We start from the raw sequence: 14,712 nt of genomic DNA, 5'->3' as shown, positions 1-14,712 counted from the left end.
CAGGTCACTCTTCGTGCTGGTAAGCGAGCGCCAAGGCGTCCGTAACGTCCGGTTTTTCGGGGGGTGGCCCCTCCCCGGACGTTACCGCCAAAAGACCGCGACCGCCGCGTTGACCAGGGTCAGGCCGACGATCGCGAGGAAATGACCACGGTTCAGCACTTCCCGCTTCCGGGAGAAGAAGACCATGACGAAGATCAGCAGAGCGAGTACCAACTTCGTCACAAGCTTCGCCGGCGCTGGCTCGTCGCCATCGCGCAGCGGCGCGGACAGCCCGATGCCGGTCAGCAGACCGATCACCGAGCCCCACAGCATGGCCGGGTTGATCCGCAGCCGGCCGCTGACGTACTGAGCGATCGAGCCGCCGAGCAGCAGCGCGAACCCGATCAGATGGACATAGAGAAGGGCGAGTCTGAGAGCTTCCACAGCCCCATACTCCCCTATCCACGACGGATCGTAGTAGCGGGAGCCGGTCAGTCGGCCGCGCCCGAGGTTGCACCCGACATGACCGACTCGCGTGGCCCGTCGCTCACCGGGTCAGGCTCCGCGGGGTGGCCACCGCCGAACGCGACGCCGACCCAGCCCGCACAGCTCACGGCCGCCAAGAGCACCACCAGCACCGTAACCCGATCCACCGAGGTCGTCAGCCACCAGTTGATGTCGTTCGGACCGGACAGGTAGGTCCAGACCAGAACGGCCAGGTAGAAGCCGTTGACCGCCCATACCCAGCCGTCCGAGGCCAGCCCGATCGCACGGCGCCGCCCCCGGAGGAACAGCGCACCGAGCACCGCCACCACCGCAGCGCCCGCCACCACCGGGCCGACCTGGTCCCACAACGCCGCCATGGTGGCCTGGAACCGTTCCACCGCCCCCTGGTCCCCCCGCGAGGGCGCGCCACCCGAACTGCCGGTGGCGATGTCCGACTGGGCATCGGCAAGGCGGGCCAGCACCACCCACACGCCCCCGGCCAGCACCGGCAGCCAGACCAGCCCGGCTCGCCGCAGGTCGGCGCGGCCCCGCAGGGTGACCAGCAGGGCGACGCCCACGGCGGCCACCAAACCCTCGTTCTTGGTGAGCGCCGCAACGGTCAGCAGCAGAAGCGGCAACAGGGGTCGGCGCAGCGGACCGGCACCGAACAGCAGGGCCACAACCGCCCCGGCGACGGCTGCCGCCCAGAGCGTGTCGGCAAGCCCGCTCGCCACCCCGTACGCCGCGGTCGACCAGGAAGCCAGGCCCACCCCGACGGCGAGCGCCCAGGCCACCCACGCGGACACCCCGCCCAGCGCTCGCCGGACCAGGTGGACCAGCATCGCGATCGCGGAGAAGTTGACCAGCGCGGCAACGAGCTGGGCGGTACGGAAGTCCGGCTCGACAACGCTCCACACGGCCGCGACCGACGCGGAGGCGAGCGGCGGGTAGTCGGTGTGCGAGAACACGAAGCCAGAGCTGCCGATCGCTGCCCGCGCGTACGCGCCGTCATGCGAGAAGTAGCCGGCGTGCAGCCACCAGATGGAGTGCGCATCCCACTGGAAGGGCGGTTCGAAGACCAACAGGAACGGCGGGAGCAACGCCAGCACGATCAGCAACGCGTGCGACCAGCCTCCGTACGGCACCGGCTCGCCGGGGCGGCGCAGCAGCCACCAGGCGACCGCTGCCCCGGCAAGCAGCACCAGGGCGAGCCAGAGCGGCAGCGGGCCACCGACGACCAGCATCAGGATCACCGCACCCGTGCTCAACAGGGCCGCCACCAGGGGCGCGAGGAGCAGGGCGAGGAAGGGGCTGCGCAGGATCGCGAAGGCCAGCGGGAAACCGGCGGCGACGAGGGCGAGAGCGGCGAGTATCGGGGTGGGATGCATGTCCTCAGGCGACCTTCCGTACGACCAACCGCACGCCGGGACCGGCCGGTCGCTGCCGCTCCACCAGGACGACGCTCACCACGTAGTCCCGCTTCGATCCGCGAACGACCACGCATCTGTTCAGTGCGGCGAACTCACTCAGCCGCTGATGCCAGAGCGCCTTGTTCGGCTGGCTCGGCGTGAGCGCGATCCGGCTGCCCGGAGGCACCTGTGCGACGAACTCGCGCCAGAGCTTCTCGTAGTCCACCTGATGCCGTCGCGCGGTCAGGTCGTATTCCCGGTCATTGGCGAGGGCGACGCCGCGCATGGTCGCCTGCACCGCGCCCTGGGCAGCCAGGAGCAGGCAACCCACTCCGACGAGTGCCACAACGACGCGGACGACCGTTCCCGGGTCCCGGCGCTTCGTGATCGTCATCGGTCGGCGAGGGACTGCGCGGGGATGCCGCCGGGACGACGCCGGGCCCGTTCCCGGCCCAGGATCCACAACGCCTCGACCCCGTCCCGCCAGGTGATCTTCTTGCCTTCCTCACGGCCTCGCGCCCGGTAACTGATCGGCACGTCGTACGGGCGGATCCGCCGCCGCAGCAGTTTGCCCGTCACCTCGGCCTCCATACCGAACCCGCGGGAGTGGATGTCCAGCGATCGGTACAACTCCACCGGCATCAGCTTGAAACACGTCTCCAGATCGCCGATGTAGGAGTTGAACAGCATGTTCGCCGCGGTGGTCACGCCCTTGTTACCCATGACGTACCAGAAGCTGTACGCACTGTGACTACCGAAGGTGCGGTTGCCGTAGACGACCGTCGCGTGCCCGTCCAGCACCGGCGCCAACAGTTTCGGGATGTCCTGCGGGTCGTACTCCAGATCGGCGTCCAGGATCACCATGTACTCGCCCCGGGCGCTGGCCACCGCCGTCTTGATCGCCGCACCCTTGCCTGCGTTGCGCGGATGCGTCACGACCCGCAGCCGCGCGTCGTCCATCCCGCCCAGAATCTCCGCGGTGTCGTCCGTACTCCCGTCGTCGACCACCACGATCTCGATCTCACACGGGTACGCCACGGCCAGGGCCTGTTTCAGGGCCTCCGCGACGCGTTCCGCTTCGTTGTAGACCGGCATCAGGATCGACAGCTGCACGAAAAACTCCCCCGGGGAACAGCACCGGACTGCGGATGAGGGCGGCGGGCCGCCCAGCGGCTAGTGAAGCAGGCCCACCACTCGTGCGCTGTCCCGCCCTCGCTGAAAAACGTCGGGGCAGCGCCGACGCACACTACCTCGCGGCGACGGGGCATCGACCACCCCCGGTCTCATCCCTTGACGGCTCCCGAGGTCAGCCCAGAGACGATGTAACGCTGAAGGAACTGGAAGACCAGCACTGTCGGAATCGCGGTGAGCAGGGTGCCGGCCGCGAAGATGCCGAAGTTGTTGTTGCGCTCGTTGCCCTCCAACAGGCCGTACATCCCGACCGCCAGGGTCTTGGAGTCGGTGCTGGTGAGGAACACGTTGGCCATCAGGAACTCGTTGATGGTGCCGATGAAGGCCAACAGCCCGGCCACCGCCAGGATCGGTGCCACCAACGGCAGCATGATCCGGAAGAAGACCTGGGCGTGCGAGGCACCGTCCATGGTGGCCGACTCGTCCAACTCCCGGGGCAGCGTGTCGAAGAACCCCTTCATCAGCCAGGTGTTCACCCCGAGCGCGCCACCCAGGTAGAGCAGGAGCAGGCCCCACGGGGTGTTGAAGCCGATCGACGGCCACAGGTCGGTGATCGTGCCGAAGATCAGGTAGATCGCCACAATCGCCAGGAACTGCGGGAACATCTGGATCAGGAGTAGCGAGAGCAGCCCCACCCGGCGACCACGGAACCGCATCCGGGAGAAGGCGTACGCGGCCAGCGCGGAGAGGAACACCGACGCGAACGACGCGACCCCGGCGATCAGCAACGAGTTGAGGAACCACCGCCCGAAGGCGGTCCGCTCGAACAACCCGCCGAAGTTACCGAGCGACACCCCGTCGGTCGGCACCAGCTCGGTGGTGGAGAGCGTGCCGAGAGGGTTGAGCGCGGCGGAGAGCACGAACACGATCGGAAAGAGGCTGAACAGCACGCCGAGCACGGCGACCAGATGCCGCCAGCCGACCTGGGCGAACCACCGGTTACGTCGCCGTACGGTCGGGTTAAGTTTGACCGTTGTCACGCGTACACCTCCTCCTGCTTGCGGGTCCGCCGGAAGCTGACCGCGGAGACCACCGCGACGATGGCGAAGATGAACAGCGAGATAGCGGCGGCGAAGCCCAACTGCGCGCCCTGCCCGCCGAAGGCGAGCCGATAGGTGTATGTGATCAGCAGGTCGGTGGCGCCGTTGGTCGGGTTGTCGGCCGGGAAGGGCGCACCATCGGTGGTCAGGTAGATCGCGTTGAAGTTGTTGAAGTTGAACGCGAACGACGAGATCAGCAGCGGGGAGAGGGCGACCAGCAGCAGCGGCAGGGTGACCGCGCGGAAGGACTGCCAGGGCGAGGCCCCGTCGACCGAGGTGGCCTCGGTGAGCTCCCGCGGGATGGCCTGCAACGCACCCGTGGCCACCAGGAACATGTACGGGTAGCCGAGCCAGAGCTGCACCAGGATGACCGCGAGGCGGGCTGTCCACGCCTGACCGAACCAGTCCACGTCCAGCCCGAACAGGTTGTTGATCAGACCGAAGTCGGCGTTGAACATGTCCCGCCAGGCCAGCAGCATCGCGAACGACGGCATGGCGTACGGCAGGACCAGCAACACCCGGTAGAAGTTGGTGCCGCGCATCCGGGGCGAGTGCAGCACGAGCGCGATCAGCATGCCGAGCAGGAACGTCCCGCCGGTGGAGCCGATGGCGAAGGCGAAGTTCCAGATCAGGGTGCTGAGGAACGGGCCGGAGACGCTCTCGTCGGTGAGTACGCGGGTGAAGTTGCGCAGCCCGACGTTGACCTTCCAGCCCTGGGCCAGTCGCTCACCGTCAGCGGCGACGAAGGCGCCCGCCTCCTCGTCGGCGGTCCAGGTCCGCCCGGTCTCGGTGTCCCGTACGCAGTCGCAGCCAGCCTCGTACACCCGCACCGCTTTGCCCTCGTACGCGCGGGACAGGCCGCTGGAGCGCAGCGCGCCACCGGCGGTCGGGACCACCAGGTCGGTGATCTCCTTGCTGCGGGCACTGGCCTGGCCGAAGTTCAGCACGGTGTACCCGTCGGCGGCGGTGACCTTGCCGCCCGTGGCGACCGTGACGTCGGCGGCGTCGAGTTTGCGCAGCCCACCAGGGTCGCCGACGGAGACCGCGCCGGTGCCCGGGTCGCTGACCAGGAAGACCAGCGACCCGGTGGCCGGGTCGCCCTTCGTGGCGATCGACAGGGCGTACTCGGCGGACCCGGGTACCTGGGTGACCGACGAGGACTGGATCGCGACGATCGCGTCGTCCTTGCCGCCCCGGTGTCCGTCCCCGAAGTTGGTGAAGGCGGTGCTGGCGGTGTAGAGCACCGGGAAGACCTGGAAGGCGATCAGGAACAGGGTGCCCGGGACCAGGTACTTGGCCGGAATGTGCCGGCGGGTGAGATACAGGTAGAACAGCCCGGCGGTGGACGCCGCCAGCAGGGCCAGGCCGGCCCACATCTCGGCGGCGATGAGCGGGAAGGCCGCCCAGACCGCGACACCGGCGGTCAGACCGAGCAGGAGCACCTTCCCGGCGAGCCCGGTCACGGTGATCGGCGCGTCGTCCCGCGTGGCACGGAACCGTGGGCGCGGGAGGCGCGAGCGCGAGGGTGGGGAGCCGTCGGGCTCCCGGCCCGGAGTCTGCGTGGCAGACCCCGGGCCGGACAGCGGCGTACTCATTACTTGATCTGGCCGGAGATCGTCTTGCCGGCCGTGGTGATGGTGCTGGTCGGGTCGGCGCCACCGATGACGGCGGCCTCGGCCTTGCCGAACGGGTCCCAGATCGCGGCCATCGCCGGGATGGCCGGGAGCACCTGCCCGTTCTTGCCAGCCTCCTGGAACTTGGCCAGATCCGGATCACTGCCCTTGACCTGGTCGAGGGCGGCGGTCAACGCCGGGGGCCGGGGCTCGGCGTTGTAGAGCGCGACGGCCAACTCGGGCGTGGTGGTGTAGTTGGCGACGAACTCCTGGGCCAGCGCCTTGTTCTTGCCCTTGGCGGCAACGTAGAACGCCTGCACACCCACGAACGGCTGCGCCTCCTTGCCGCCCGCGAAGCCGGGGATGGCGGAGATGTCGTACTTGATGTTGGCCTTCTTGACGTCGGCCACCGCCCACGGACCGGAAACCAGGTAGGCGCACTTCTTGCCGGTGAAGGTGGCGATCGAGTTGGTGTCCGCGATGGAGCGCTTGAGCACGCCCTCGCCCTTCTCGCCCAACGCGCCGATCTTCTTGAACGCCTCGATGGACTCGGGCTTGCCGACGCCCAGGTCCTTCGGGTCGTAGTCGCCGTTCGCGCCGGTGCCGAAGAGGTAGCCGCCGGCCGAGCTGTAGAGCGGGTAGATGTGGTACGCGTCGCCGTTCTGGCCGACCTGGAGGCAGAGCGTCTCGGTGGCCTTCTTGGACGCCTTGAGCTGCTTGCCCGTGGCGACCAGGTCCTCGATGGTCTTCGGCGCCTCGGGGGCCAGCTCGGTGTTGCGGATCAGCGCCAGGTTCTCCTGCGCGTACGGCACGCCGTAGAGCTGACCGTTGAAGGTGACCGCCTTGATGGCGGTCGCGTTGAACGCGCTCTTCTGCTCGGCGGCGAGCTGCACCGGATCGATGGCACCGTTCTGCACGAGGTTGCCGATCCAGTCGTGCGCGCCGACGACCACGTCGGGGCCGCTGCCCTGCTGCGAGGCGGTGACGAAGTTGGTCTGCAGGTCCTTGCTGACAGCCTGGACCTCGACGGTGACGCCGTTCTCCTGGCCGAACTTGTCGGCGAACGGCTTGAGGGCGGCGGTCCGCTTGTCGTCCGCCCAGATCACCAGCTTGCCGCCGGCGGCCTTGGGGGATTCCTTCGCGGCCGGCTCGTCGCTGTCGCCGCCACACCCGGAGGCAGCGAGCGCCAGGGTGAAGAGGGCGACCACACCCGCGGTACGGATGCGCATCGGTACTCCTGTCGTCATGGCGGGTCCGCCGGGGGAAGGGCGGCCCACCGATGGGAAGCTCTGGAAGTTCTTGCCAACCGGCGCATGGGCGCTGCGCCGCTGCTCTCGCATGTTGCGGGGACGTTAGCAAGAGGTTGCAAATTATGGAAGCACTTGCAAGGGACCCCGCAAGAACTTGCCGGTGGGCTAAAGTGCCGCCATGCGCGCTCGACTGTCCGACATCGCCCAGCAGGCCGAAGTCAGCGAGGCCACGGTGTCGCGGGTGCTCAACGACCGCCCCGGCGTGGCCCCGGAGACCCGGCAGGCAGTCCTCACTGCACTCGACGTGCTTGGCTACGAGCGCCCCGCCCGACTGCGCAAGCGCAGCGCCGGACTGGTCGGCCTGGTGGTGCCGGAGCTGGACAACCCGATCTTCCCCGCCTTCGCCCAGGTCATCGAGTCGACACTGGCGCAGAGCGGGTTCACTCCGGTGCTCTGCACCCAGACGGCCGGCGGCGTGACCGAGGACGAGTACGTGGAGATGCTGCTGGACCGGCAGGTCTCCGGGATCGCCTTCGTCTCCGGTCTGCACGCCGACACCGCCGCCAACCACGACCGCTACCGGGCGCTGCTCGCCCGGCCGTTGCCAGTCGTGATGATCAACGGGTACGTGCCCGGCATCGGTGCACCCTTCGTCTCCTGCGATGACCGGGAGGCGGCGGAGCTGGCCGTTGCCCACCTGGTCGCGCTCGGGCACCGGCGGATCGGCCTGATCACCGGCCCGGACCGGTTCGTCCCGGTGCAGCGCAAGGTGGCCGGCTGGCGCTCCGCGATGACGCGACTGGCCGGCGTCGCCGAAGCCGATCTGGGCCCTCTGGCCGAGCTGTCCCTGTTCGGCGTGGAGGGTGGCGAGGCGGCGGCCGGCCGATTGCTGGACCGCGGGGTCACCGGCGTGGTCTGCGGCTCCGACCTGATGGCGCTCGGTGCGATCCGTGCGGCCCGCCAGCGCGGCCTCAGCGTGCCGGGCGAACTCTCCGTGGTCGGCTACGACGACTCACCGCTGATGGCCTTCACCGACCCGCCGCTGACCACCATGCGGCAGCCGGTCATCGCGATGGCGGTGGCCGCCGTCCGGGCCTTGGTGGACGAGATCAACGGACACGGCGCCCCGCACTCCGAATACCTGTTCCGCCCGGAGCTGGTGGTGCGCGGTTCCACCGCGGTTGCCCCGAGTTCCGCGCGACTCGCTTACGCAAGATCTGCTTGACTCTTGCAGCGGCGGGCCGGCATATTGCTCGGATGATCAGCACCGCCACCCCGCCCCACGCCGCCGACGACGACTGGTGGCGCTCCGCGGTCGTCTACCAGGTGTACGTCCGCAGCTTCGCCGACAGCGACGGCGACGGCACCGGTGACCTCCAGGGCATCCGGCAACGCCTGCCGTACCTGCACGACCTCGGGGTGGACGCGCTCTGGCTGACCCCCTTCTACACCTCTCCCATGATCGACGGCGGGTACGACGTCGCCGACTACCGAGACGTAGACCCGATGTTCGGCACACTCGCCGACTTCGACGCCATGATCACCGACGCGCATGCCCTCGGCCTGCGGATCATCGTCGACCTGGTGCCCAACCACACCTCCAGTGCGCACCGCTGGTTCACCGCCGCTCTCGCCGCCGGCCCCGGCTCGCCGGAGCGGGCCCGCTACCTCTTCGCCGACGGCCAGGGCACGCACGGCGAGCTGCCCCCGAACGACTGGGAGAGCATCTTCGGCGGCCCAGCCTGGACCCGGATCGCGGACGGCCAGTGGTACCTGCACCTGTTCGACCCGGCCCAGCCGGACCTGAACTGGCGCCACCCGGAGGTGCGCACCGAGTTCGAGGACGTGCTGCGGTTCTGGCTCGACCGAGGCGTGGACGGATTCCGCATCGACGTCGCGCACGGCATGATCAAGGCTGACGGGTTGCCGGACGTCGGCTTCAGCACGATGACCACCGGCCAACGCCAGGTCGAACTGCTCGGCAAGGGCCGGCTGCCCTACTTCGACCAGGACGAGGTGCACGAGATCTACCGCGCCTGGCGTCCCATCCTGGACAGCTACCCGGGCGGGCGGATGGCCGTCGCCGAGGCATGGGCCGAGACGCCGCAGCGCCTGGCCCGCTACATCGGCCCGGACGAGTTGCACCAGGCGTTCAGCTTCGACTTCCTCGACGCCACCTGGTCGGCCGACTCGTTCCGCAAGGTGATCGACACGGCATTGGGCGAGGCGACCGTGGTCGGGGCGCCCACCACCTGGGTGCTGTCCAACCACGACAAACAGCGGCACGTCACCCGGTACGGCGACGGCGCCGAAGGGCTGCGCCGGGCCCGCGCCGCCAGCCTGCTGATGCTCGCCCTGCCCGGCTGCGCGTACCTGTACCAGGGTGAGGAGCTGGGCCTGCCCGAGGTCCTCGACCTTCCCGACGAGCTGCGACAGGACCCGGCGTTCCTGCGGACCGGCGAGAGCCGCGACGGCTGCCGGGTGCCCATCCCGTGGAGCGGCGAGTTGGCCCCGTACGGCTTCGGGCCGGCCGGCAGCGAGTTGAGCTGGCTGCCCGCCCCGGCGCTCTGGCGTGCCCTGTCCGTCACCGCGCAGACCGGCGTGCCCGGCTCGACGCTGGAGCTGTACCGGGCCGCGCTAAGGATCCGTCACGAGCATCCGGCGCTGGCCAGCGACGCCGACGGCGTCACCTGGCTGGAGACCGGGCCAGGCGTACTGGCCTTCTCCCGCACCGCCGGCGAAACCACGTTGACCTGCGTGGTCAACCTCAGCGGCGCGCCGGTCCTGATCGACGGGTACGGCCAGCCGCTCGTCGCCAGCGACGCGCTCACCGGCCAGGGCTCCGGCCACCTGCTGCCCGTTGACGCGGCCGCCTGGTTGGAACGGCGCTGAGCGGGTAACTGGTTCTCGACCTGGTCGTTCGCCGTGCCCCGCGCCGGCGGGCGACTGGGCTACCGGCCCCTTGTGGTGGGGGGTGAGGTGACACCGGCGCCACGCGGAGTCCGCTCCGCGCGGCGCCGGTGTTCGTCTGCGCCGCGCCGGGCCATCACTTCGCGGTGAGCAGCGCCGCGATCCGGGTCAAGCCGGCGCGCACCTCGGCCTCGTTCGGTGGCTCGGCGGGCTCACCGTGGCCTGCCTCGTCGGCGGCGGCGTCCAGTTCCTCGTCGATCACGTCCTCGAAATCCCCGTAGAGGTCGGCCCCCTCCACCTGACGGGCCTCGTCCTCGGCGGCCACCTGCGCGGCGGCGATCTCACTGCGGATCTCGTCGGCGGACAGCGCCGGCAGCAGCGGCTCCACCACGGCCATCAACTGCTCCTCGGCAACCACCGCCTCGGCCAGCGCCAACGCGTGCGGCCGCTCGTACGGCCCGCAGACCACCGGCTCCCACTCGTCGAGGTCACCGAGCGGACCGAAGGTGATGATCCACGGCAGGCCGAGGAGCGGTGAGTCCGCCGGCAGGTCCAGTGTCATGAGTGCGCCCACCGGCTCATCATGGTCCGCGAACGCGAGCGCCGACGCCTTTCCGCTCAGTTACCGCCCGTCCGGCGGCCGATCGGCGGCCGGTCAGCCGGGGCGGACGGCATCCAGGGCGGCACGGACCAGGGCGAGCGCGGTGGCCGGCGACACGCCGAGCCGAGCTGCCTCGGCCGCGTAGTCGGCCGCCGCCCGCTGCAGCCGATCGACGGCGTCGTCCCGGCCGGGAGCCACGAAGGTGCCGTTGCGCCCCCGGGTCTCCAACAGCCCGGCAACCTCCAACTCCCGGTACGCCCGGGCCACCGTGTTCGCGGCCAACCGCAGGTCGGCGGCGAGCTGCCGGACGGTGGGCAGTCGGCAACCGACCGGCAACCGACCGTCGCCGATCAGCTCGGCGAGCTGCACACGGACCTGCTCGTACGGGGGCACCGACGAGTCCGGATCGACCGAGATCAGCACCTGCACACCTTCCGTCATCAGCCCCCACCGCCCGGCGTGCCGGGGTCGGTGTCCTCGTCGACGTCCCTCGGCGGGACGGCGGCCTCCGCCAGGTCCACCACCCGACCGTTCGTGCTGGTCGCGAGGAGCGCCGCGCCGAACAGCACCAGCTGGTTGAGCAGGTAGAGGTAGAGCAGCAGACCGACCGCGCCGGCCACCACGGTGTACGCCGGGTTCCGCTCGGTACGCACCACGTAGTACCGCCCGACCGTGTTCAGCAGCGTGATGCCGACCGCGACCAGCACCACCACCGGACGCAGCCGGGACCGGCTCATCCGCAGCCGGGGCACCGCGACGAGCAGTGCGGTGGCGAGCACCGCGTTGAACAGCACGCTGAGCACCGCGCTGATCGTGGTCAGGCCGACCGATCCGGTGCTGCGCAACAGGAAACGCAGCAGCGACTCCAACGCGTCCACCGCCGCGACCGAGACGCCGAGCAGAACGAAAATGCCGATCATCACGCCCAGGTCGACCAGCCGCCGCATCACCAGGTTGCCCGGCTGCTGGTTGAGCTGATACATCAACCGCTGCGAGGACCGAATGGCCTCTACCCACCCGATCCCGGTGAACACCAGGATGACCAGGCCGACCACACCGACCGTGCCGCTGGAGTTGGCGATCTGCTCCGCGTCCAGGAACGGCAGGTTCTCGTTGAGGAAGCCGGCCGCCGCCGCGCTGACCTCGTCGTTGTCCTCCAGGATCGCGCCGAAGATGGAGTACGCGACCAGGGCGAGGGCGAACACCGCGAAGAAGCCGTAGTAGGCGATCGCGGCGGCAAGCCGGCCCGCCAGCACCTCGGCGTACAACGCGCCGGCCCGCCACACGTGATCGAAGAGCCCCGAGCGGTGGCGCGCGGCGCTCACCCAGCGGTCGATGCCCGCCTCGATCCAGCCGACCACGTTCACGCGATCATCCTCGCCGATCTCCCACCGCCGTAGTGGCAACCGGCTCCCGATGCGCCCCGGCCGGCGCGTCGCCGACGGCTCAATCGCCGAGGCGGAAATCCCGACGCGGCTGCCACCGGGCCTGTCCGCTGTGCGAGAAGAGGGTGAACGCGTCGACTTCGAACATCGCGGAGAAGTCGGCCAGATCCTCGTACACCTTGTCCAGGGCCTCCGGCGCCACGTCCTGCGCCACGGTGACGTGCGGATGGTACGGGAAGCGGGCCTCGCGGTGCAGGTGCGGCGTCGCGACGATGGCGGCGGCCAGCAACTCACACTCGCTGATCCCGGTGGCCACCGCGACGAACACCACCTGGGTGACCGGACGGAACGTGCCGGTGCCCCGCAGGTGCAGCGCGAACGGCAGGTGCGCGGCGGCGACGGCGGCCAGGTGCCGCTCGACGGCGGGCAGATCGACCGTCCGGATCTCGGTGGGCCCGAGCAACGTCACGTGCGCGGGCACCGCGAGCGGGTCGCCGGCCTCGACCCGCCGCCGGGTGAGCTGGGCACCCCACGGCTCGGGGATGTCCACCGCGATGCCGATCTGGATGGTGTCGCCGGTCGGCACCACCCCGCCACTGCGATCCACGCTTCGCGCTGCCCCTCCGGCCACCGACCCGTCCACCTGTCTCGCGGAGCTACTCGCCGCGCACAGGCGGCAGGAACCCGACCCGCTCGTACACGGACCGGAGGGTCGTCGCGGCCACCGCGCGAGCCTTGTCGGCACCGGCGACGAGCAGCTTGTCCAACTGCGCCGGGTCGTCGAGGTAGGCGCGGGTGCGCTCCTGGATCGGGCGAACGAAGTCCGCCACCACCTCGGCCAGTTCCTTCTTCAGGTCGCCGTAGCCGCGGCCCGCGTACGCGGCCACCAGCTCGTCGATGCTGCGACCGCTGAGCGCCGAGTGGATGGTCAGCAGGTTGGACACGCCCGGCTTGGTCTCGGCGTCGAAGACGATCTCCCGACCGGTGTCGGTCACCGCCGACCGGATCTTCTTCGCGGACCGGGCCGGATCTTCCAGCAGGTCGATGATGCCGGCCGGCGAGGACGACGACTTGGACATCTTCGCGGTCGGGTCCTGCAGGTCGGTGATCTTCGCGGTGTCCTTGACGATGTGCGGCGCGGGCACCGTGAACGTCGGGCCGAACAGCGAGTTGAACCGCTGGGCCAGATCCCGCGAGAGCTCCAGGTGCTGGCGTTGGTCCTCACCGACCGGCACCGCGTTGGCCTGGTAGAGCAGGATGTCGGCGGCTTGCAGGATCGGGTAGGTGAACAGCCCGACGCTGGCGCGTTCGTTGCCCTGCTTCTGCGACTTGTCCTTGAACTGGGTCATCCGGCTGGCCTCGCCGAAGCCGGTGATGCAGCCGAGCACCCAGGCCAGCTGCGGGTGCTCGGGCACCTGCGACTGCACGAACAGGGTGCTGCGTTCCGGGTCGAGCCCGACCGCGAAGAGCTGGGCGGCTGCCACCCGGGTCCGCTGGCGCAACAGCTCCGGGTCGTGCCCGGCGGTGATGGCGTGCAGGTCCACCACGCAGTAGAACGCGTCGTGGGTGTCCTGCAGGGCCACCCAGTGCCGCACCGCGCCAAGGTAGTTGCCGAGGTGGAACGAGTCGGCCGTCGGCTGGATGCCGGAGAAGACGCGGGGGCGGGCGGGAACGTCGGACATGGCGATAATTCTGTCAGCAAGCAACCCGGTCCGTCATGACGGGCCGGCGGGTCGGCTGCGGCCCGCCGGTGTCGGGGTGCTGACCTCGCGTGGTTCGTCCGCGCCGACCCGGCGCGTCGGCCCGGCGGCGACCCGGCGCTGCTCGGGCACCCGGACGGCGGAGACCGCGAGCCGGGCCACCCGGCGGCCGTCCAACGCGAGCACCCGCAGCAGCCAGCCGCCCGGCAGATCGGCGGTATCGGGCGCGCCGACGTCGGCCGCCTCACCGGGCACCGGCACCTCGTCGCCGTTCACCGGGAGCCGGCCCAACGCGGCCATCACGAACCCGCCGACCGTCTCGTACGGCCCAGGAGGTAGTGCCACCCCGGTCCGTTCGGCGAAGTCAGCGAGGTTGAGGCGGCCGTCCACCACGGCGGGCAGGCCGACGTGCACCGGGTCCGGAGTGGCGTCGTACTCGTCGTGGATCTCGCCGATCAACTCCTCGATGAGGTCCTCCAGGGTGACGATCCCGGCGGTGCCGCCGTATTCGTCGACCACCACCGCGAGGTGCTTCCCCTCCCGGCGCATCTCGGTCAGCGCGGGTAGGACCCGTTTGGTGCCGGGAAGCCGCTTCACCTCCCGGGACAACTCGCCGACGGTGACGCACGGGTCAGCGTCCGGGCGCAGCAGCACGTCCCGTAGGTGCACGAAGCCGACCACGTCGTCGTGGGTGCCGTCGGTGACCGGGTAGCGGGTGTGCGGTTCGGCGCGGACCAGCCGGGCGGCCTCGGCGATGGTCAGCCGCGCCGGGAGGAAGACCACCTCGGTACGCGGCATCATCACCTCGCGGATCAGGCTGGCACCGGCCACCAGGACCTCGTCGATGATCCGCCGCTCGTCCGGGTCGAGCACGGTGTTCGCCGCGACCAGATCCCGCAGCTCGGCCTCGGAGATGCGCTCACGGCCGGCTGCCGGGCCTGCCCCGAGCAGATCGGTGACGAGTCGGCTGGCACCATCTGCGGCGCGGACCAGCACCCGGGCGACGGCCCGAGCGAGCGGGCCGGGGTCGCGGCGGGGCCGCACCCGCACGCGTCGCCGGAGCCCGGTACGGGCCGCTTCCCGCATGACAGCGATGGTAGACACCGTTGGCTCGCCGCACCGGGGATCACGCGAAGCGGGCCACACAT

Annotated in this window: 15 protein-coding genes; 2 read left to right on the top strand and 13 right to left on the bottom strand. The window is 70.1% G+C overall.

The window, feature by feature from the left end; translation table 11 throughout:
- Window positions 1-81: 81 nt before the first annotated feature.
- The 7 genes from PCA76_RS03960 to PCA76_RS03930 form a co-directional block, all read right to left on the bottom strand.
- Window positions 82-423: a hypothetical protein gene (locus PCA76_RS03960; RefSeq protein WP_272615361.1), complete on the bottom strand. Its 342-nt coding sequence runs from the start codon at window positions 421-423 to the stop codon at window positions 82-84.
- A gap of 47 nt (window positions 424-470) precedes the next feature.
- The gene (locus PCA76_RS03955) at window positions 471-1,853 is read right to left on the bottom strand and encodes a hypothetical protein (protein WP_272615360.1); all 1,383 of its coding nucleotides are present in this window, start codon (window positions 1,851-1,853) and stop codon (window positions 471-473) included.
- A gap of 4 nt (window positions 1,854-1,857) precedes the next feature.
- The gene (locus tag PCA76_RS03950) at window positions 1,858-2,268 is read right to left on the bottom strand and encodes a hypothetical protein (RefSeq protein ID WP_272615358.1); all 411 of its coding nucleotides are present in this window, start codon (window positions 2,266-2,268) and stop codon (window positions 1,858-1,860) included.
- The gene (locus tag PCA76_RS03945; protein WP_272615357.1) at window positions 2,265-2,987 is read right to left on the bottom strand and encodes a glycosyltransferase family 2 protein; all 723 of its coding nucleotides are present in this window, start codon (window positions 2,985-2,987) and stop codon (window positions 2,265-2,267) included. The genes PCA76_RS03950 and PCA76_RS03945 overlap by 4 nt, the downstream gene beginning before the upstream one ends.
- Window positions 2,988-3,157: 170 nt before the next feature.
- Window positions 3,158-4,045 (bottom strand): sugar ABC transporter permease, encoded by an 888-nt coding sequence (locus tag PCA76_RS03940; protein WP_272615356.1) that lies wholly within the window; start codon window positions 4,043-4,045, stop codon window positions 3,158-3,160.
- Window positions 4,042-5,700 carry an ABC transporter permease subunit gene (locus PCA76_RS03935; RefSeq protein WP_272615354.1) on the bottom strand — a complete coding sequence of 553 codons (1,659 nt, stop codon included), beginning with the start codon at window positions 5,698-5,700 and terminating at the stop codon, window positions 4,042-4,044. Before PCA76_RS03935 ends, PCA76_RS03940 begins: the two co-directional genes overlap by 4 nt.
- A complete protein-coding gene (locus tag PCA76_RS03930; RefSeq protein WP_272615352.1) occupies window positions 5,700-6,947 on the bottom strand; it encodes a sugar ABC transporter substrate-binding protein in 1,248 nt (415 codons plus the stop codon). The genes PCA76_RS03935 and PCA76_RS03930 overlap by 1 nt, the downstream gene beginning before the upstream one ends.
- 199 nt (window positions 6,948-7,146) lie before the next feature.
- On the opposite strand from PCA76_RS03930, the gene PCA76_RS03925 reads away from it, so the two are divergent.
- Window positions 7,147-8,193, top strand: a complete 1,047-nt coding sequence (locus PCA76_RS03925) for a LacI family DNA-binding transcriptional regulator (RefSeq protein WP_272615351.1) — start codon at window positions 7,147-7,149, stop codon at window positions 8,191-8,193.
- A gap of 32 nt (window positions 8,194-8,225) precedes the next feature.
- On the top strand, window positions 8,226-9,860 hold the full coding sequence (locus PCA76_RS03920) for a glycoside hydrolase family 13 protein (RefSeq protein ID WP_272615350.1): 1,635 nt from the start codon (window positions 8,226-8,228) through the stop codon (window positions 9,858-9,860).
- Between the two features lie 154 nt (window positions 9,861-10,014).
- Here the strand turns inward: PCA76_RS03920 and PCA76_RS03915 are convergent, their stop codons facing one another.
- The 6 genes from PCA76_RS03915 to PCA76_RS03890 form a co-directional block, all read right to left on the bottom strand.
- Window positions 10,015-10,452, bottom strand: coding sequence for a hypothetical protein (locus tag PCA76_RS03915; RefSeq protein ID WP_272615348.1), 438 nt, complete (start codon window positions 10,450-10,452; stop codon window positions 10,015-10,017).
- A gap of 81 nt (window positions 10,453-10,533) precedes the next feature.
- Entirely contained in the window at window positions 10,534-10,920 is a 387-nt protein-coding gene (locus tag PCA76_RS03910) for a GntR family transcriptional regulator (RefSeq protein WP_272615347.1), read from the bottom strand.
- Window positions 10,920-11,846, bottom strand: a complete 927-nt coding sequence (locus tag PCA76_RS03905) for a YihY/virulence factor BrkB family protein (protein WP_272615346.1) — start codon at window positions 11,844-11,846, stop codon at window positions 10,920-10,922. Before PCA76_RS03905 ends, PCA76_RS03910 begins: the two co-directional genes overlap by 1 nt.
- A 79-nt stretch (window positions 11,847-11,925) precedes the next feature.
- Window positions 11,926-12,495, bottom strand: a complete 570-nt coding sequence (locus tag PCA76_RS03900; protein WP_272615345.1) for a 2'-5' RNA ligase family protein — start codon at window positions 12,493-12,495, stop codon at window positions 11,926-11,928.
- Between the two features lie 25 nt (window positions 12,496-12,520).
- Window positions 12,521-13,546: a tryptophan--tRNA ligase gene (gene trpS / locus PCA76_RS03895; RefSeq protein WP_272615344.1), complete on the bottom strand. Its 1,026-nt coding sequence runs from the start codon at window positions 13,544-13,546 to the stop codon at window positions 12,521-12,523.
- A 33-nt stretch (window positions 13,547-13,579) separates the two neighbouring features.
- Window positions 13,580-14,650, bottom strand: coding sequence for a hemolysin family protein (locus PCA76_RS03890; RefSeq protein WP_272615343.1), 1,071 nt, complete (start codon window positions 14,648-14,650; stop codon window positions 13,580-13,582).
- Window positions 14,651-14,712 lie beyond the last annotated feature (62 nt).

Source organism: Micromonospora sp. LH3U1, assembly GCF_028475105.1.
Lineage (GTDB): Bacteria > Actinomycetota > Actinomycetes > Mycobacteriales > Micromonosporaceae > Micromonospora.
The sequence above is the reverse complement of the archived record's forward strand: the minus strand, read 5'-3'. Positions and strand labels throughout refer to the sequence as shown.